General features: G+C 61.8%; 13 protein-coding genes. 10 read left to right on the top strand and 3 right to left on the bottom strand.

Features of this window, described 5'->3' with window-relative positions:
* Positions 1–120 precede the first annotated feature (120 nt).
* The 5 genes from L6963_RS05595 (at position 121) to L6963_RS05615 (ending at position 6,529) form a co-directional block, all read left to right on the top strand.
* A complete protein-coding gene (locus tag L6963_RS05595) occupies positions 121–3,606 on the top strand; it encodes a proline dehydrogenase family protein (RefSeq protein ID WP_237207208.1) in 3,486 nt (1,161 codons plus the stop codon).
* Positions 3,607–3,846: 240 nt separating this feature from the next.
* Complete coding sequence (gcvH, locus tag L6963_RS05600) at positions 3,847–4,233, top strand: glycine cleavage system protein GcvH (RefSeq protein WP_135011394.1); 387 nt, start codon at positions 3,847–3,849, stop codon at positions 4,231–4,233.
* 276 nt (positions 4,234–4,509) lie between these two features.
* Entirely contained in the window at positions 4,510–4,950 is a 441-nt protein-coding gene (locus L6963_RS05605) for an FHA domain-containing protein (RefSeq protein WP_237207207.1), read from the top strand.
* Between the two features lie 2 nt (positions 4,951–4,952).
* On the top strand, positions 4,953–5,708 hold the full coding sequence (locus L6963_RS05610) for a MerR family transcriptional regulator (RefSeq protein WP_237207206.1): 756 nt from the start codon (positions 4,953–4,955) through the stop codon (positions 5,706–5,708).
* Positions 5,709–5,935: 227 nt separating this feature from the next.
* Positions 5,936–6,529 (top strand): MerR family transcriptional regulator, encoded by a 594-nt coding sequence (locus tag L6963_RS05615; protein WP_185174822.1) that lies wholly within the window; start codon positions 5,936–5,938, stop codon positions 6,527–6,529.
* A gap of 181 nt (positions 6,530–6,710) precedes the next feature.
* Here the strand turns inward: L6963_RS05615 and L6963_RS05620 are convergent, their stop codons facing one another.
* Complete coding sequence (locus L6963_RS05620; RefSeq protein WP_237207252.1) at positions 6,711–7,526, bottom strand: ParA family protein; 816 nt, start codon at positions 7,524–7,526, stop codon at positions 6,711–6,713.
* 290 nt (positions 7,527–7,816) lie between these two features.
* Between L6963_RS05620 and L6963_RS05625 the strand changes: the two genes are divergently transcribed.
* The 3 genes from L6963_RS05625 (at position 7,817) to L6963_RS05635 (ending at position 13,114) form a co-directional block, all read left to right on the top strand.
* The gene (locus L6963_RS05625) at positions 7,817–11,266 is read left to right on the top strand and encodes a pyruvate carboxylase (RefSeq protein WP_237207205.1); all 3,450 of its coding nucleotides are present in this window, start codon (positions 7,817–7,819) and stop codon (positions 11,264–11,266) included.
* Between the two features lie 166 nt (positions 11,267–11,432).
* Positions 11,433–11,651, top strand: coding sequence for a hypothetical protein (locus tag L6963_RS05630; protein WP_237207204.1), 219 nt, complete (start codon positions 11,433–11,435; stop codon positions 11,649–11,651).
* Positions 11,652–11,707: 56 nt separating this feature from the next.
* On the top strand, positions 11,708–13,114 hold the full coding sequence (locus tag L6963_RS05635; RefSeq protein ID WP_237207203.1) for a mycothione reductase: 1,407 nt from the start codon (positions 11,708–11,710) through the stop codon (positions 13,112–13,114).
* Positions 13,115–13,338: 224 nt separating this feature from the next.
* Here the strand turns inward: L6963_RS05635 and L6963_RS05640 are convergent, their stop codons facing one another.
* Entirely contained in the window at positions 13,339–15,384 is a 2,046-nt protein-coding gene (locus tag L6963_RS05640) for an AMP-dependent synthetase/ligase (protein WP_237207202.1), read from the bottom strand.
* Positions 15,385–15,676: 292 nt separating this feature from the next.
* Between L6963_RS05640 and L6963_RS05645 the strand changes: the two genes are divergently transcribed.
* Positions 15,677–16,420, top strand: coding sequence for a lysophospholipid acyltransferase family protein (locus L6963_RS05645; RefSeq protein WP_237207201.1), 744 nt, complete (start codon positions 15,677–15,679; stop codon positions 16,418–16,420).
* 189 nt (positions 16,421–16,609) lie between these two features.
* On the top strand, positions 16,610–17,971 hold the full coding sequence (locus tag L6963_RS05650) for a class II 3-deoxy-7-phosphoheptulonate synthase (RefSeq protein WP_185173171.1): 1,362 nt from the start codon (positions 16,610–16,612) through the stop codon (positions 17,969–17,971).
* 135 nt (positions 17,972–18,106) lie between these two features.
* On the opposite strand, the gene L6963_RS05655 is transcribed toward L6963_RS05650, so the two are convergent.
* Positions 18,107–19,570 carry a serine/threonine protein kinase gene (locus tag L6963_RS05655; protein ID WP_237207200.1) on the bottom strand — a complete coding sequence of 488 codons (1,464 nt, stop codon included), beginning with the start codon at positions 19,568–19,570 and terminating at the stop codon, positions 18,107–18,109.
* Positions 19,571–19,663: the final 93 nt, after the last annotated feature.

The following is a 19,663-nucleotide window of genomic DNA, read 5'->3' on the forward strand; positions in this document are numbered from 1 at the left end:
CGTACTGCCTAAATAATATTCATTTTTTCTAATAGTGTAACTTACACCTAAAGATGGTGAAATGGATAACAAGCAACAAATTCACCCCGCCCTTGTGCGGGCTAGCAGGAGGTACCACCCTTGGCACAGCCTTTTAGCGATACCCACCATCAGCAGCTAGCTGACCAGGCCGTCCAGCTCGTCGCCGACTGGGTCAAAGAAGCCCAGAATATCCCCGCCGATCCCGCAGCAGAGAAGCTGGCAGGCGTGCTCAAAGACCCCAATGGCCTGGAATTTACCGTAGGCTTCGTCGATGGCGTAGTACGCCCCGAAGACCAGGCGGTTGCCGGTAAGAACCTGGGCCGTATCGCCCCCATCGTCCCCTCCTTCCTGCCCTGGTACATGAAGAGCGCGGTAGGCCTAGGTGGCAAACTGGCTGCGAAAGCCTCCTGGCCCACCGTGCCTATTGCCCGCACCGTCCTGCGCCAGATGGTCGGCCACCTGATTGTCGACGCCCGCGACGAAAAGCTGGGCCCTGCCATCAAGCACCTGACCGCAAGCGGCAACAAGCTCAACATCAACCTGCTGGGCGAAGCAGTGCTCGGCGACCGCGAAGCAGAGCGCCGTCTGACCGAGACCAAGCGCCTGCTGGCCCGCGACGACGTCGACTACGTTTCCATTAAGGTTTCCTCGGTATCTGGCCCCCACTCCCACTGGGCTTTTGAGGAAGTCGTGGACGAAGCCGTCCGCCGCCTGACCCCTCTCTACGAGCTAGCCGCTAACTCTCCTGTCCAGAAGTTCATCAACCTGGATATGGAAGAGTACAAGGATCTGGATATGACCATCGAGGTCTTCACCAAGATCCTGGACCAGCCCCACCTGAAGAACCTGGAAGCAGGCATCGTACTCCAGGCCTACCTGCCCGATACCCTAGCTGCCATGCAGCGCCTGCAGGAATGGGCAGCTAAGCGTGTTGAGGTCGGCGGTGCCCGTATTAAGGTCCGCCTGGTTAAGGGTGCCAACCTCTCCATGGAAAAGGTTGAAGCCGCTGTACACGGTTGGCCCCTGACCACCTGCGACTCCAAGCAGGACTCAGATACCAACTACAAGCGCATCCTCAACTACGCCCTGCAACCCGAGCACACCAAGAACATCCGCCTGGGTGTTGCCGGTCACAACCTCTTCGACGTCGCCTTCGCCCTGCTGCTGGCCGAAGATCGCGGTGTTGAAAAGGACATCGAGTTCGAGATGCTCATCGGTATGGCCTCCCAGCAGGCCGAGGTCATTCGCCAGCGCGTAGGCCACCTGCTGCTCTACACCCCCGTGGTGCGTCCCGAAGAATTCGACGTTGCAATCTCCTACCTGGTCCGTCGCCTGGAAGAAAACGCCTCAAGCGAGAACTTCATGAGTGCCGTTTTCGACCTCGATTCTTCACCGGCCCTCTTTGACCGCGAGAAGAACCGCTTCCTGCGCTCCCTGAACGAGGTCACCGACGAGGTGCAGCCCCCGCAGCGCACCCAGAACCGTCTGGAAGAAACCGAAGAGAACGTCTTCAAGCCTGCCGATGGCACCTTCGAAAACACCCCCGATACCGACCCCGCCCTGGCCGGTAACCGCGAGTGGGGCCGCGCCATCCTGGAGCGCTCAAAGACCACCCAGATCGGTATCGAAACCCTGGCCGCCAATGAGTTGGGTTCTGCCGAGGACGCCGAAACCCTGGTTGCCGAGACCGTGGCAGCTGGCGAGGCGTGGGGTGCCCGCCCCGCTTCAGAGCGTGCTGAGATTCTGCGTAAGGTAGCGGTAGCCCTGGCAGTACGCCGCGGCGACTTCATGGAAATCATGGCCCACGAGGCTGGCAAGACCCTGGACCAGGGCGACGTTGAAGTCTCAGAAGCCGTTGACTTTGCCTACTACTACGCCATGCTGGCAGAGCGCCTCGACTCGGTAGACGGCGCCCAGCATCACCCGGTTAAGTTGACCCTGGTCATTCCGCCGTGGAACTTCCCCACCGCAATCCCCGTCGGTGGCGTTATCTCAGCCCTGGCAGCGGGTTCAGCGGTTATCTTCAAGCCCGCCTCCAACACCGCCCGCATCGGTGCTCTCATTGCTGAGGTGCTGTGGGAAGCTGGTGTACCCCGCGAGGCCCTGCGCCTGGTCAAGGTCACCGACCGCGACGCCGGTTCAAAGATGATTGCCCACCCCGCCGTTGACCGCCTGATTCTGACCGGTGGCTACGAGACCGCCGAGATGTTCCGATCCTGGCGTAAGGACCTGCCCCTCTTCGGCGAGACCTCCGGCAAGAACTCCATCATCGTCACCCCCAATGCCGACCTCGACCTGGCGGTCAAGGACGTCGTCTACTCAGCCTTTGGCCACGCAGGCCAGAAGTGCTCGGCTGCATCCACCGTGATTCTGGTTGGTTCGGTAGGGGAGTCCAAGCGCTTCTACAACCAGCTGGTTGACGCCGTGAAGTCCCTGCACGTTGCCCACCCCCAGGACATCGAATCAGAAATGGGCCCCGTCATCGAGAAGCCCGAGGGCAAGCTCAAGCGAGGCCTGACCACCCTGGGTGAGGGTGAAACCTGGATCATCAAGCCCGAACAGCTCGATGAGACCGGCCGCCTCTGGTCACCCGGTGTGCGCGCAGGCGTCAAGCCCGGCAGCGAATACCACCTGACCGAGTACTTCGGCCCCATCCTGGGCGTCATGAAGGCCGCCACCCTCGAAGAGGCTATCGAGCTGCAGAACGCCACCGACTACGGTCTGACCGCTGGCCTGCACTCCCTGGACTCCGGCGAACTGGAACTCTGGCTCTCCAAGGTTCAGGCAGGTAACCTCTACGTCAACCGCGGCATCACCGGCGCTATCGTGCAGCGTCAGCCCTTCGGTGGCTGGAAGAAGTCAACCGTAGGTTCCGGCACCAAGGCCGGCGGCCCCAACTACCTGGTTGCCCTCTCCGACTGGGAAACCGCAGAGTCCACCGCCACCACCGCCCCCTCACACGCGGGCGTCCGCTCCATCCTGGCTGCCCTGCGCGAACCCACCGCCACCAACGACGGTTCCCTCGACATGCTGGCCCGCGCGGCAAGCTCCGATGCCGAGGCCTGGGCCACCGAGTTCGGTGTGGGCCACGACCCCAGCCAGCTGGGCGTTGAGCGCAACATCCTGCGCTACCTGCCCACCACCGTTCAGGTGCGTCTGGACGAGGACGGCGACCGCGACCGCGCCCTGCGCGTCTTGCTGGCAGGTGTAGCAGCCGGTGCCACCATCGAGTTCTCCACCGGCCAGAGCATCCCGGTAGCTGTTGCCGGCGCCCTGCGCGGTGCGGGTGTCACCTTGGTTGAGCAGAGCGACGCCGCCTACCGTGCTTCGCTGGCCAAGATTGCAAAGACCCCCTCAAAGCAGCTTGAGGGAACCACCTTCGAAGGTGCCCGCATCCGCTACATCGGTAGCGACGCCACCAGCATCTACGAGGCACTCGACGGCCGCCCCGACATCGCGGTCTACTTCCAGCCTGTTACCGAAGCCGGCCGCATCGAGATGCTGCCCTTCGTCCGCGAGCAGGCAGTCTCCATCACCGCCCACCGCTTCGGCAACCCCTACAAGTTCTCTGAGGGTGTTATCTAAGAGGTCTAGGTAAGGACGCCCCACCCCGCTTCCCCTGCGCAGGGAAGTGGGGTGGGGCGTCCTTTTTATTTAAGAGAAAACCCGGCCGTTTCGGTGGCGCCCGCCACCAGCACCTGTACCCTGTGTCATATAATCGTTAGGTGAGAGCTCCTTCTCCCTCGTCGGAGCTCACCTCGTCGAGTTTCACGCACCTCGATCGGCACTCCCACAAAAGTCCCACAAAAGAAAAGGACACCTCCGATGAGCAACGTTCCTGCAGAACTCAAGTACACCAAAGAGCACGAGTGGGTCAGCGAACTCACCGCTGATGGCACCGTCCGCATCGGTGTTACCGACCACGCACAGAGCGAACTGGGCGACGTCGTCTACGTCGACCTGCCCGAGGTAGGCGAAACCATCGACGCAGAAGCAACCTTCGGCGAAATCGAATCCACCAAGAGCGTCTCTGACCTCTTTGCTCCCATCGCCGGTGAAGTCGTGGCCGTCAACGAAGACCTGGCAGATGCCCCCGAAACCGTCAACTCAGACCCCTACGGCGCGGGCTGGCTCATCGAGGTTCGCCCCAACGACGCCGCAGACATCGAAGGCCTGCTCTCAGCCGCTGACTACGAGGCAGAAATCGCCTAAAACCCGTCAGTAGCACCACGCTATGAGCCCGTGCAAGGGCCGCCTTTTCCGCAGGGAAAGGCGGTCCTTTTGCTCTAGGTAAAAAACAGGAAAATTTGGTGGGAGAACACGGCGCGAACCGGGCAGAATAGAAGCGAAATGGCTAAGATTAAACGAACGGTTCACTGTTTACCATTTCGTGACCTTGGACCGTCTGCACAACACCACACATAACCGCGAGACACAGGCACAGTACGGGCGTAGCCCCGCCGCCCGAAGACATAAGGACGTAACCGTATGGCTCAGCACGAAGCACACCCGCCCACAAACACCATCGCTATGGTAGCCCTGGGAGTATCCCAGTCCCACAACCCCACCCCCGAAGAACGTGACCTGCTGGCAACCCTGCCCGCCGGCTCAGCCGTCCTTATCGGTCTCGATGGCCAGTTCAAGGGCGCCCGCTTCCTCCTGAACCCCGAAACCGACGAAGACGGCGCTGACCTGCCTATCATCGCAGGCCGTAGCCCCGAATCAGACATTTACCTCGACGACGTCACCGTCTCCCGCCGTCACGCCCTCTTCATCCCCAACGCGGGTAGCTTCATCCTGACCGATGCTGACTCCCTGAACGGTACCTACGTGAACAAGGACCGCGTGGACGAGGCCTACCTGCGCAACGGCGACGAAATCTACATCGGCAAGTTCCACTTCGCCTTCTACCAGGGCCAGGGGAAGTAACCATGGCTCAGGCTCACTCTGCTGAAACTGCTGGGGCAAAAAATAAGACCATCGGTCAGGTGCTCAGCGCCCTCGAAGGGGAATTTGAGGGCATCAGCGCCTCGAAGATTCGCTTTCTTGAAGATAAGGGTCTGGTGAGCCCGCAGCGTACCAATACCGGCTACCGCAAGTACTCCGAAGAAGATATTGAGCGCCTGCGTTTTGTGCTGCAGCTGCAGCGCGACCAGTACCTGCCGCTCAAGGTGATCCGCCAGCGCCTGGCTGACATCGACGCGGGGCTAGCACCCGCCCCCGGTAGCGAACCTGCCGAGGGGCAGGGGAGCGGGGCGGACGCGTCCGCGCAACCGGGCGCCGAAGAGCTGCCGAGCGCCCGCCCGGCAGCCGAGACAGAACCTGCCCGCACCTACACCCTGCGTGAGCTGGGTCAGGAGGCAGGGGTTGATATGCCCCTGCTACGTGAGCTCATGAACTACGGTCTGCTGGCAGACAACAAAGAAGAATACGACCAGTACGACCTGGCCGTCACCAGGGTGAGTGACCAGCTCACAGCCCACGGCCTGCACCCGCGCCACCTGCGAGCCTTCCGCGCTGCAGCCGACCGCGAAGTCGACCTGGTAGAAACCGCGGTGGGCCCCCTGGCCCTGCGTAAGGACGAAGAGTCCCAGGCCCGTGCGGCCGAACTCGCCGGTGATATTGCCCAGCTGCTGCTCCGCCTGCACATGGCCCTGGTAGCCGGGAGTATGCCCAGCTTCGACTAGCCCCACCTAACCTTGCGCGAGGGGCACCGGGTGAACGTGGTCTGTCTTAATGACCAGAACCACGTTAAAACGCCGGTGCCCCTGCCGACCGATTAACCGACAAAAGGGTGGCCGGGCAGGTAGGATAAGAGAGTCCATGATCAGTTCAAGGGAAGGAACCTCAAGCCGTGACACAGTACAACGGTGAACCTAGCGCCCCCGCCGCGCTGCGAGGCGTACCTGCCCCCATGGATCAGCCCCTGCTGGGCTTTGAAGATGTCATGCCCCGCACCTCACCGGTGGGTGAGCAGGGCGTCCTCTTTGACGACCCCGTTTCTCTGGTTGATGAAAACCTGGGCTACCGCGGCCCCACAGCCTGCAAGGCAGCGGGCATTACTTACCGCCAGCTCGACTACTGGGCCCGCACCCACCTGGTGGAGCCCACCGTCCGCTCAGCCCAGGGTTCTGGCTCCCAGCGTCTTTACTCTTTCCGCGATGTGCTCGTACTCAAAATCGTTAAGAGCCTGCTCGATACCGGCGTATCCCTGCAGCAGATTCGCACCTCGGTCGACCACCTGCGCTCCCGCGGCGTTGAGGATCTTGCCGGAATCACCCTTATGTCCGACGGCGCCTCGGTCTACGAATGCACCTCGGCCTCTGAGGTCATTGACCTGGTGCAGGCCGGCCAGGGCGTCTTCGGCATTGCTATCGGCCGTGTCTGGCGCGAACTGGAAGTATCGCTGAGTGAACTGCCCGGCGAAAGCACCGCCCAGGAAATCCAGGCAGAGACCGAGATCCACGACGAACTTTCGGCCCGCCGAGCCCGCAAGGCCGGCGCCTAAAGAACATAGAAAACTACCCCGCCTCGCAGATGTGATGGAGGGGTAGTTTTTTGCTGCGCTAACGGGGAGGGCACGGGCTCACGGCGAAGCTGTTGGCTGGGGCTGGCGTGAATCGCGCCTGAGCGAAGCGAAGCTGCGAGAGGGTCAACAGCAAGCGTGAGCTCCGTGCCCTCTATACGTCTTATTCCGTAGCTACATCGAGCAGGCCTGCCAGCAGCGCGGTGAAGGCGCTGGCGAGTTCCTGGGCTTCTTCCTCGGGCCAGTAGTGCACGGGGTAGGCGGACCCCTGAATGCGCTGGAGCAGGTGCGTCTCGGGCAGGATAGTCTCGGCGACCAGGTCGCCAAAGAGCACCTTCATTTCCTCGATGCGGTAGTCGTGTTCGGGGTCGCCTGCACGTACCTTATTGATCACGATGGAGGCAGACTCCACGGCATAGGGGGTATTGGCTTCGAAGCGGGCGATGGCGCGCAGAGTGCGCTCGGAGCCCGCGACAGAGAAGAGGGAGGGCTCAGCGACAGACAGCACCCGGTCAGAGGCAGCCCACGCCATCTCGGTGAGACGACCCAGGGTGGGCGGGCAGTCGATGAGAATCAGGTCAAAGCTCTCACGGACAGGCTCAAGGAGGTCTGTCAGGCGGGGGAGCAGGGTGGCTGAGTCGAGCTGCTCTAGGGCGGTGAGACGGGCGGACGCGCGCCCAACCCAGGTGCCTGCGTCCAGTCCGGTGCGGGAGGCGTTGCCCAGGCTGCCGAGGGCGGCCCACGAAGCGGGGGCGAGCTCGTCCGCCAGGGAATAATCGGAAGGAGCGAGCAAAATGGTACCCATGTCGGTGCCTTCGGCGGTATTGACGCCGAGGCCGGTTGAGGCGTCCCCGTGGGGGTCGAGGTCGATGATGAGGGTGCGGAGTCCGCTGGCCTGAGCGGCAGAGGCCAGCCCCAGCACGACCGATGTTTTGCCTACGCCGCCCTTTAGGCTGCTAATACTTACCACGCTGCTCATTGCCACGAAAGCCTCTCGAATTCGGCGGATACACACTGACCTTCTATGCTACCCAACAGGGCAGGGGCCTACCGCTAGGTGCTAGGGAAAGTCAGGGAAGCTCACAGCTCACACCCTATCGCGTGTAGTCATGCTCACAATAAAATCTTTTCGTTACGTCCCGCATCACAAAAAATGAGACAAAACCAGGTGCTTTAGGAAGTCTAAAGATATATTTGAGGTGTTCACACACGAACTGTGGCTTAGCCTCACCGCACCCTGCTGTGCTGGGTGGGGCGGAACGGAAGAAAATGTTTTCAAAGATTCTGGTCGCTAACCGCGGCGAAATCGCAATCCGCGCTTACCGCGCGGCCTACGAGCTCGGCGCTAAGACCGTCGGCGTCTTCCCCTACGAAGACCGCCACTCCATTCACCGTCAGCAGGCTGATGAGGCCTACCCGATTGGTGAAGAGGGCCATCCCGTCCGTGCCTACCTCGATGTTGAGGAGATTATTCGCGTCGCCAAAGAAGCCGGCGCTGATGCTATCTACCCGGGTTACGGCTTCCTCTCGGAGAATCCTGATCTAGCACGCGCTGCCGCGGACGCCGGTATCACCTTCATCGGCCCCCCGCCGGAGGTTCTGGAACTGGCCGGTAACAAGGTTGAGGCGCTGAAGGCAGCTAAGCGGGCCGGTATTCCGGTACTCAAGTCCACCGAGCCCAGCTCCGACGTTGAGAAGCTGCTGGCAGAGGCCGAAGAAATCGGTTTCCCCATCTTCGTCAAGGCAGTTGCCGGTGGTGGCGGCCGCGGTATGCGCCGCGTTGAGAAGCGTGAAGACCTGCGCCCCGCTATGGAAGCGGCTATGCGCGAGGCCGACACCGCCTTCGGTGACCCCACTGTCTTCCTTGAGCAGGCAGTGCTGCGCCCCCGCCACATTGAGGTGCAGATCCTGGCCGACGGTGAGGGCAACATCGTTCACCTCTTTGAGCGTGACTGCTCCCTGCAGCGCCGCCACCAGAAGGTCGTTGAGATTGCCCCCGCCCCCAATCTTGATGAAGAAATCCGTCAGGCCCTCTTCCGCGACGCGGTCAAGTTCGCTAAGGAACTGGGCTACGTGAATGCCGGTACCGTGGAGTTCCTGGTCGATACCGCCGGTGAGCGCGCTGGCCAGCACGTCTTTATCGAGATGAACCCCCGTATCCAGGTTGAGCACACCGTGACCGAAGAGGTCACCGACGTTGACCTGGTACAGTCCCAGATGCGCATTGCTGCCGGTGAGACCCTGGAAGACCTGGGCATCCGCCAGGAAGACCTGCGCGTGCGCGGCTTTGCCCTGCAGTCCCGCATCACTACCGAAGACCCGGCGAACGGCTTCCGCCCCGACGTTGGTAAGGTTACCTACTACCGCTCAGCCGGTGGCTCTGGCATCCGCCTGGACGGCGGTACCGTCTACACCGGTGCCCAGATTTCACCCCACTTTGACTCCATGCTGGTCAAGCTCACCTGCCGTGGCCGCACCTTCGAGGACGCCGTCCGCCGCGCTTCTCGCGCCCTGGCCGAGTTCCGTATTCGCGGCGTCGCCACCAACATCCCCTTCATCAAGGCGGTACTCGAAGACCCCACCTTCCGTGCTGGTGATGTCTCCACCCCCTTCATCGATGAGCACCCCGAGCTGCTGACCAAGAAGCCTTCAGCCGACCGCGGCACCAAGGCCCTGCAGTACCTGGCAAATGTCACCGTCAATAAGCCCCACGGTGAGCGTATCGAGGGTCTTGACCCCCGCTTGAAGCTACCTGCTTTCCCCGGTGATAAGACCGAAGAGCCCTACCGCTCACCCTTCGACGCTTCTACCCACGAGCCCCCGGCAGGCTGGCGTCAGCGCCTGCTCGAACTGGGCCCCGAAGGGTTCGCCAAGGCTGTACGCGACACCAAGGAAGTGCTGATCACCGACACCACCTTCCGTGACGCCCACCAGTCCCTGCTGGCCACCCGCGTCCGCACCCGCGACCTGCTAGCCGCCGCGCCCGCAGTAGCCCACGTAACCCCCGAGCTCTTCTCCGTAGAAGCCTGGGGCGGTGCAACCTACGACGTCGCCCTGCGCTTCCTCTCCGAGGACCCCTGGGAGCGTCTGGCCCACCTGCGTGCGGCCATGCCCAACCTGCCCATCCAGATGCTGCTGCGCGGCCGCAACACCGTGGGCTACACCCCGTACCCCACCGAGGTCACCGACGCATTCGTCAAGGAAGCCGCCGAGACCGGCGTTGATATCTTCCGTATCTTTGACTCCCTCAACGACGTCTCCCAGATGACCCCGGCTATCAAGGCCGTGCGTGCCACCGGTACCGCAGTTGCCGAGGTCGCTATCTGCTACACCGGCGACATGCTGGACCCTGCAGAGCAGACCTACACCCTGGACTACTACCTGAACCTGGCTGACCAGGTGGTAGAAGCCGGCGCCCACATCCTTGCCATCAAGGACATGGCCGGCCTGCTGCGTCCGGAAGCTGCCCGCCGCCTGGTCACCGCCCTGCGCGAGCGCTTCGACCTGCCCGTGCACCTGCACACCCACGACACCGCAGGTGGTCAGGTCGGCACCCTGCTTGCCGCTGTTGAGGCTGGCGTGGATGTTGTTGACGTGGCTTCAGCCTCCATGGCGGGTACCACCTCCCAGCCGTCCTTCTCAGCCCTGGTTGGAGCCCTCCAGTACACCGACCGCGCTCCCTCCATCACCCTGGAAGCTGCCTGCGCGCTGGAACCCTACTGGGAGGCCGTCCGCACCATCTACAAGCCCTTCGAGATGGGTCTGTCATCGCCTACCGGTCGTGTTTACACCCACGAAATCCCCGGTGGCCAGCTCTCCAACCTGCGCGCTCAGGCAACCGCCCTGGGGCTGGGGGAGCGCTTCGAGGATATCGAAGACATGTACGCAGCTGCTGACCGCATGCTGGGCCATATCGTCAAGGTAACCCCCTCATCGAAGGTGGTTGGCGACCTCGCCCTGCAGCTGGTTGGCATGGGCGTCTCACCCGAGGACTTCGAGAAGGACCCGCAGAAGTTCGATATCCCCGACTCGGTGATTGGCTTCCTCAACGGCGAGCTGGGCACCCCGCCCGCTGGCTGGCCCGAGCCTTTCCGCACCCGGGCCCTGGAAGGCCGTAAGCTCTCCAAGCCCTCGGTCAACGACCTGTCAGCCGAAGACCTGGAAGCCCTGAACGGGGACTCAGCCACCCGCCGCGCCACCCTCAACCGCCTCCTCTTTGCCGGGCCCACCCGAGACTTTGAGAAGGCCCGTGAGGAATTCGGTGACCTGTCGATTCTGCACACCCGCGACTTCCTCTACGGCATGATGTTCAAGCGTGAACACGTGATTTCGCTGGGTAAGGGCGTGCGCCTGATTGCAACCCTGCAGGCTATCTCAGAACCCGACGAAAAGGGCATGCGCGAGGTGATCTGCACCCTGAACGGCCAGCAGCGCACCGTCAACGTCCGCGACACCTCCGTGGAGTCCAACGTGAAGGAAGCTGAGAAGGCCGACGCTTCTAACCCCGGCCACATTGCAGCGCCCTTCGCAGGTGGCGTGTCTATCTCGGTCAAGCCCGGCGACGAAATCTCAGCCGGCGACCAGGTAGCCACCATCGAGGCCATGAAGATGGAAGCCTCCATCACCTCAGCGGTCTCAGGCACCGTCGAGCGCGTTGTCTACAACGAGGTCTCCCAGGTAGCTGGTGGTGACCTGCTGATCGTGGTCAACGTCAAGTAACCCCGTATCAGAAATACCTAAGGGGCGGACGCCCGCACCCGGCTTGCGTAAGCTGGGGCGGGCGTCCGCTCTTTTGCTCCCAGTAGGGACCAGAAAAGTGCCGATTGTATGTGCTGTGCAGAAGGATTTAGGGAGGAAACTGGTCCCTACCTGTAGGCTAGGAAGCATGAACGTAACTCACCTGATGATTATTGGTTTTGGCGCGATTCTGCTGCTAGTCGGGGTGCTTGCTCCGCAGGGCAGCTGGAATATCTATGTGATGATTCTGGGCTTCCTGCACATCGTGGTCGGTAACGTGCTGGTTTTCCGCCAGGTGCAGAAGAACTTCCGCGATAATGCAGAAGCTGCAGCACAGGCACGCAGTGGAGCTGACAGCCGGGAATGAAACCTTAGCCTATCCCGTTGAAAACCACAGACGTACCCCGCACGAAAGGTAGCCCCATGAGCTCACCCCGCCACTACGACCTCATCATTATCGGATCTGGCTCCGGTAACTCCCTGCCCAACGAGGACTACGAGGGCAAGAAGATTGCCATCATCGACGGCGGCCGCTTCGGCGGTACCTGCCTCAACGTGGGCTGTATTCCCACCAAGATGTATGTCTACCCGGCCTCTACCGTTGCCCGTGCCAAGGAGGCTGCCCGTCTGGGCGTAGAGCTAGAGCACAAGCACACGGCCTGGCGGCAGATTCGCGACCGAATTTTCGGCCGCATCGACGCTATTAGTGAGGGTGGTCTGGCCTGGCGGAAGTCCCTTGAGAACGTGGACGTCTACGAGGAATACGCTCAGCTGACCGGCCCCCGGAGCGTGGTTACGGCGTCCGGCCTTGAGCTGACCGCTGACCAGCTGGTGCTGGCTACCGGATCCCGTGTTACCCTGCCCCAGGTCCCCGGTATCGACCTGCCCCAGGTGCACACCTCAGATACCGTCATGCGTATTGATGAGCTACCCGAGCGCGTGGTGGTCATCGGCGGCGGCTTCATCGCAGCCGAGTTTGCTCACGTCTTCTCGGGTCTGGGCGCTCAGGTGACCCAGGCTGTGCGCTCAGACCGTCTGCTCCGCAGCCACGACGATACGATTGCCGAGATCTTTACCCGTGAGGCCGCCCGCCAGTGGGACCTGCGCACCAACCACGCCCTGAAGGCTATCGAACCTGCCGACGACGGGTCTGTGACGGTGGTATTTGAGGACGCCGGTGAGCGGGTTACCGTGCCCGCTGACCTGGTGCTGGTGGCAACGGGCCGCACCCCGAACTCCGATACTCTCGATGCTGCCACCTACTTTGATGTGGATGAGCGGGGCCTGGTGCAGGTGGATGAGTACCAGCGGGTGCTCTCCGGCGGCCAGCCGGTCAAGGGCGTCTGGGCCCTGGGCGATGTGAGCTCACCCTTCCAGCTCAAGCACGTGGCTAACGCCGAGATGCGTACCGTGCAGTGGAATATGGTGCACCCAGACCAGCTGCGGGTCACCGACCACCGCTACGTGCCCGCTGCTGTGTTCACGCACCCGCCCATTGCCGCTGTGGGCCTGACCGAAAGCCAGGCACGGGAGCAGGCTGCTGCTGAAGGGTTTGAGATTACCGTCAAGGAACAGAAGTTCGGCGACGTAGCCTACGGCTGGGCTATGGACGATAGCGAAGGTATCTGCAAGCTCATTGCCCGCAAGGATACCGGCGAGCTACTGGGAGCCCACCTGATTGGTGAAGATTCACCCACCCTGATTCAGCCCCTGATCCAGGCCATGAGCTTTGGCCTGAGTGCCCGCGATATGGCCCGCGGCCAGTACTGGATCCACCCGGCCCTCACCGAGGTCGTGGAAAACGCCCTGCTGGGACTAGAGCTCGACTAGGCTTTCCAATAGAAATAAAAAATCCCCGAGCTGAAATTGGCTCGGGGATTCTTCTCTATGCGGGCAGATAAAGGCGCTACTGCTTATTCATAATGGGAGGTGTAGCAGGCTCACAGCGAAGCTGCTGGCTCGGCGGCTGGCGTGAATCGCCCTTGTGAGCGAAGCGAACCAGGCGAGAGGGTCGGCAGCGAGCGTGAGCCTGCGAAACCGCTTATGAATAAGCTTTATTGAGCCTGCTCTTCGTTGTTCTGATCCTTCGCCCCGGGCAGGGGTGCGACCTGCTGGATCTTATCTGCCAGCTCGTGCAGCTTCTGCCCCTGGGTCTCGGTGAACTCCTGAATCTTCTCAGCCTGCACAGCCTTGAACTGGTCCCATTTCTCGGTCTGCTCGGCACGCAGCTCCTGAACACGCTCAGCGGTGTGAGCGGCGGTCTCGGTCACGGTGGACTTGGTGCGGTTGTACATATCTTCAACATAGGAGTTGAAGTCAGCCAGAACCTGCTTGCGGCGAACCTTCATAGAGGGGGTCAGGTGCCCCTCGGCCTCGGTGAAGTCCTTATCAAGAATACGGAACTCGCGGATAGACTCGGCCTTCGACACAAAGGCGTTGGCGTCATCGATGAACTTCTGGATAGCCTCACGGACGCGGGGATTGGTGGAGGCTTCCTTGAGGGAGAGGGTGCGGGGCAGTCCGATGCGCTCGAGCTCATCGGGCAGGACGTCGGGGTCCAGGGTAATGAGCGCCGAGATGAAGGGCTTCTCGTCGCCCACCAGCATGGCCTGGGAGACGAAGGGGGACTGGCGCAGGCGGTCTTCGGCGGGTACCGGCATGACGTTCTTACCTCCGGCGGTCACAATGATTTCCTTCTTGCGGCCGGTAATAAAGATTTTGCCGTCATCGTCGATACGGGCCAGGTCGCCGGTGCGGAACCAGCCGTCCTCGGTGAAGGCCGCAGCGTTCTCTTCGGGGCTGTCGAGGTAGCCAGAGATCAGGCCGATGCCCTTGAACTCGAGCTCGCCGTCCTCAGCAATGCGGGCAGAGCCACCGGGAATCAGGGTACCCACGTTGCCGATATCAAAGTTACGGATGCGGCCAACGGCCAGGGGCGCGGTGGTCTCGGTCAGGCCGTAGCCCTCAACGACCTCGATGCCCACAGCGTGGTAGAAGTGGCCGTAGTGGGGGGCCAGACGTCCGCCGCCGGATACCGCGAAGCGTACCTTGCCGCCCATGGCGTTGCGCAGCTTGGAGTAGACCAGTTTGTCGTAGAACCTGTGCTGCAGGGTGAGGGTGCGGGTCATCTTGCCCGCAATCTTGGCCTGGGACCACTTGATAGCCACGTCCACTGAGCGCTGGAAGAGCTTGGCGTTGACCTTACCGCCCTTTTCCGCCTTCTTGATAGCTCCCTCGTAGACCTTTTCAAAGACGCGGGGCACAACCAGCAGCATGGTGGGCTGGAAGGACGCCAGGTCGGTGGAGAGGTTCTTGATGTTGGGGGCGTGGCCTACCGTCAGGCCCGCATCGAAGGCCAGCAACTGAATCAGGCGACCCAGCACGTGGGCCAGGGGCAGGAAGAGCAGAGTTGAGTTGGTCTCGTTGGCAATCTCAGGGATGGTGAGCTTGGTATTGGCAGAGAGACGGACGAAGTTACCGTGGGTAATCGGGCAGGCCTTGGGGCGGCCGGTGGTGCCGGAGGTATAGACGATGGTGGCCACGGTATCCAGGTTGGCGGTGGCGCGGCGTTCCTCTACTTCTTCATCCGTAATAGCTGATCCGCCAGCGACCAGGGAGGGAAGTGCAGCCTCCTCTAGCACCCAGACGTCCTTCAGAGCACCCAGGGAGAGTTCTTCATCGGTAAGCTCACGGGCCTGGCTAATGACGTCTGCCAGTTTGCTGTTCTCAACGAAGACAGCCTTGGCACCGGAGTGAGACAGAGCCCAGGCAGCCTGGGCAGGAGATGAGGTCTCATAGACGGGTACAGATACAGCGCCCGCGTACCAGATAGCGAAGTCAATCAGGGTCCACTCGTAGCGGGTGCGGCTAATAATGCCAACGACGTCGCCTGCCCCAATACCTGCGGCCATAAGGCCCTTAGCCAGGTCAATGACCTGACGGCGGAAGTCCTTTGCGGTGACGGGAACCCAGTTGCCGGTTGATTTCTGCACCCGGTAGACCAGAGGATTACGGCTGTCCTGAGCGCGGCGTTCCACCATGTCGGTGATGTTGACTGCCGGATCAACAGTAACAATCTGGGGGGAGTGAATTTCTTTCACGGTGTTACCTTGTCTCTAACGGGCCCCGGCGGCGGGGGAGGGCTAAGGTGCGCAGGCAACGATGCCGGGCACGCGGTTCTTCCTGGTCATTTTACAGCCCGCCCCCGGCTAAAACCCCACTTTTTGCGGGTGTGACGCTCTGAGGGGAATAGCTTCACCTCGTTGGGGAGGGCTTTGTAACTCCTGTTTCTGAGCTGGTCGCCCTCGGGCATACAATATGTAGTGGAAAGCCGCTCGCTGACTGCTCTAGCTACGAGCCCCGTAGATAAGTCCTGCATCAAGGAGAGACACCATGTATATGCAACTGCGCACCGTGCTCAAGCCCTTCTTGCAGCGGGCCTATCACCATGAGGTTGTGGGGGCTGAAAATATCCCGGCAGCAAGCGGCGCTATTCTGGCAAGTAACCACGTGTCTTTTATTGACTCTATTTTCTTGCCCCTTGCGGCACCGCGTCAGGTGTTCTTCTTGGCTAAATCAGATTATTTCACTACGCCAGGTGTTAAGGGGCGTGTGATGAAGTGGTTTTTCACCTCGGTGGGCCAGCTACCTATTGACCGCTCCGGTGGCGCTAAATCAGCTGAATCTCTGGCTGCTGCCGTTGCCGCCCTACGAGAGGGAAAGCTGGTGGGGATCTACCCCGAGGGGACCCGTAGCCCCGATGGACGTCTGTACCGCGCCAAAATTGGTGTGGCCCGCCTAGCTCTAGAGGCCGGCGTCCCCATTATCCCCGTCGCCCAGTTCGGTAACGAGGACGTGCAGGTGCCCGGCTCCAACCGCCTGCGCCTGCGGAAGGACGGCAAACCGATCCGGGTGAAGACCGTCATCGGTGAACCCATCGACGTGACCCCCTATCTGGGGCGGGACGATGAATGGGCCGCCCAGCGGGAACTGGCAGACCTGGTGATTGAGCGGATTAGCCAGATGACCGGACGCCCCATCACCCCGGTCTATGCGGCCGATGTTAAGAAGCTCATGACGGCTGAAAATATCAGCGCGGACGAGGCTACTGCGCGGCTTCTTGAAGCCCGCTCCTAGTGGGGCGCACCTGCCCGGGCACGGGCGCCCGCTCAGACCTATGGCGGGGTCTTGCCCCAGCTAGGAGCTGTATGTCACATCGTGGACATAGCTTTTGAACCCTCCCTACGAACCCCAATACTTTTGAATATAGAGACAGAGCCCTACCTCAAGATAGGCTCTAGCGACCACATACAAAGGAGTCACCCCGTGACCAACTCCGGTGCCGTACCCACCCCGAACGACTTCCCTGAACTCGAAGAGTGGCGCTCCCTGCACATCGATCAGCACCCCCAGTGGGCTGAGCACCCCGACTTCACCGCCGTCATCAACGAACTGAACAGCGTTCCTCCGCTGGTTTTCGCCGGTGAAGTTGACCAGATGCGTGCCGACCTAGCACGCGTTGCAGAAGGTGAAGCCTTCCTGCTCCAGGGCGGCGACTGCGCAGAAACCTTCGCAGGCGCTACCGCCGATAAGATTTCAGGCCGCGTGCGCACCCTGCTGCAGATGGCGGTTGTGCTGACCTACGGTGCGTCTATGCCCGTGGTCAAGATGGGCCGTATGGCAGGTCAGTTCTCCAAGCCCCGCTCATCGAACGATGAGACTCGTGACGGCGTCACCCTGCCCTCCTTCCGCGGTGAAATGGTTAACGGTTTTGACTTCACCGAAGAGTCCCGCGTGCACGACCCCAATCGCATGCTCCAGGGTTACCACACCAGTGCAAGCACCCTTAACCTGATTCGTGCCTTCACCAAGGGCGGTTTTGCTGACCTGCGTTCGGTCCACTCCTGGAACAAGGGCTTTACCTCGAACCCCGCCCATGCCCGCTACGAGTCCATCGCCGGTGAAATCGACCGCGCTATTAAGTTCATGGAAGCCTGCGGCACCGACTTCGGCCCCCTGAAGACCACCGATGTCTACACCGGCCACGAGGCCCTGCTGCTGGACTTCGAACGCGCTATGACCCGCGTTGACTCCCGCACCCACCTGCCCTACGACACCTCCGCCCACTTCCTCTGGATCGGTGAGCGTACCCGCGGCCTGGATGATGCCCACGTCAACTTCCTTTCCAAGGTCCGCAACCCCATCGGCGTCAAGCTCGGCCCCACCACCACTGCTGACGATGCCATGGCCCTGATCGACAAGCTGGACCCCAACCGCGAGCCCGGCCGCCTGACCTTCATCACCCGCATGGGCGCCGGCAAGATCCGCGAAAACCTGCCCGCCATCGTTGAGGGCGTGCAGAAGGAAGGCGCCAAGGTCGTATGGGTCACCGACCCCATGCACGGCAACACCATCTCCGTACCGTCCGGTTACAAGACCCGCCGCTTCGACGACGTCATGAACGAGGTTCAGGGCTTCTTCGAGGTGCACGAGGCTCTCGGTACCTTCCCCGGCGGTATCCACGTAGAGATGACCGGCGACGACGTCGCTGAATGCCTGGGCGGTTCTGACCCCATCGAAGAAGCAGCTTTCGCTGACCGTTACGAGACCCTCTGTGACCCCCGACTGAACCACCAGCAGTCCCTGGAAATCGCTTTCCAGGTTGCTGAGTACCTGGCCCGCCGCTAAGGCTAAGGCCTTTAAGGCACAGAGCAAGCCGCCGTCGCCTTCTCTTGAACACAGGTTTCAAGAATAGGGCCACGGCGGCTTTTCTATGCCCGGGTGTTCCCCTCGGGTTCTGTACTGGCGTGAGGGCCGCCTGCGCTAGAGAATAAGGCTTGCCAGCCACCAGCCCACAAGACCTGCTGCGACAAAGCCCAACAGAACCAGAGCAAGAATCAGGACTATAGAAACCGGGGAGAGGGGCGGGCGCCACCTCTCAGCCGGGGTCCGGCGCTGGGCTTCGGTCCACTGGGCGGGGTCGGCGGGGCGCACCGGCGCCGGTTTCGGTGCGGACGCCGGTGCTGCGTCCGCGCGTACACTGCGGTGGGCGGTAGCCCGCTGCCGGTTATACTCTGCAGAAATTGATAGCTGTTCTACTACCGCCGGGTCTTGGGCGGCGTTGTGCTCAGACAGCTGGGCATCGAGGACGGCCTGGGTTTCGGTCTTGGGCCCAACCCCGGCAAAGTCGGTGGGAGCGTAGACCTCTACGGGGGCGTCCGCTGCTGAGCGCACGGCCTGCTCATGCGCACTGAGGGGGCCTGATGTGCCCGCATCGAGGAGGTCCTCGGCGGCACCGAAGCCGGTGATAGCAGCCTGCCCGCGGTGGATCCGTCCTGATCGTTCTGCGATGTCGGCGACGTCCTCCCAGAGGGCGGTAGTGGGCTGGTCTACCTGATCTAGGCGGTAGCCCTTTTCCTGCTCGCTGGCGCGGGCCTCAATATCGCGCAGGGCCCGGTAGAGTTCGGTGGCGTCCTGGGGGCGGTCGCGGGGGTTGCGGCGGGTGCACCAGCTCACCACACCCGCGATGTCAGAGGAGATGCCCTCAGCCAGGTGGGTGAGCGAGGGAATGTCGGTGTTCATGTTGTGGTAGAGCACCTGCTGGTCGTTATCGGCCCCGGCGAAAGGCATACGGCCGGTGAGCATGCGGTACATCATCACGCCCAGGGCAAAAATATCTGCAGGAGGCCCGACGGGTGAGGCAACGTCGAGAATCTCGGGAGCCACAAAGGAAGGGGTGCCCATGAGCTGGCCGGTGGCGCTCTGGTCAGCCCTGCGCGTCAGACCAAAGTCGGAGAGCTTAACGCCCTCTGTATCGGCCTCTAAGAGAATGTTTGCGGGCTTGATATCGCGGTGGATCAGGTGGTGGGCGTGCACCTCAGACAGGCCCTCAACCGCAGGGATCATGACATCGAGCATCTCGCCCACCGACAGCACCGGGCGCAGCTGCATGAGTTGGGCCAGGGTGCAGCCGTGCACGTATTCCAGCACCAGGAACATGACCTGCTGGCCGTGTACCAGCTCGGTGCCCTCGTCGATGACGCCCACCACGTTCTCGTGCTGAATCTTCTTGAGCGCCGAACCCTCCCTAAAAAACTTCTGTTGCTGGGCAGGGTCGGTAGAGAGGTGGGGGAGTAGCACCTTGAGAGCCACCGGGTTATCTGACCACAGGTCAACCGCATGGTACACCTCGGCCATGCCACCGCGCGCAATCAGGTGGCCCACCTCAAAATGGCCCTTGAATATCACCCCGGTCAGCCAGGGGGCAGCAGAGAAGTCATCAGTCATCCTCACCATTGTACGGGCGGCCCCTGGGAAGAGGCCGAAAACCCGCCTTAGGAGCTCCCGGGCGGGCTTGCCTACCGATTCCCCGGTTTCTGG

The organism is Rothia nasimurium (assembly GCF_928392795.1).
GTDB lineage: Bacteria > Actinomycetota > Actinomycetes > Actinomycetales > Micrococcaceae > Rothia > Rothia nasimurium_F.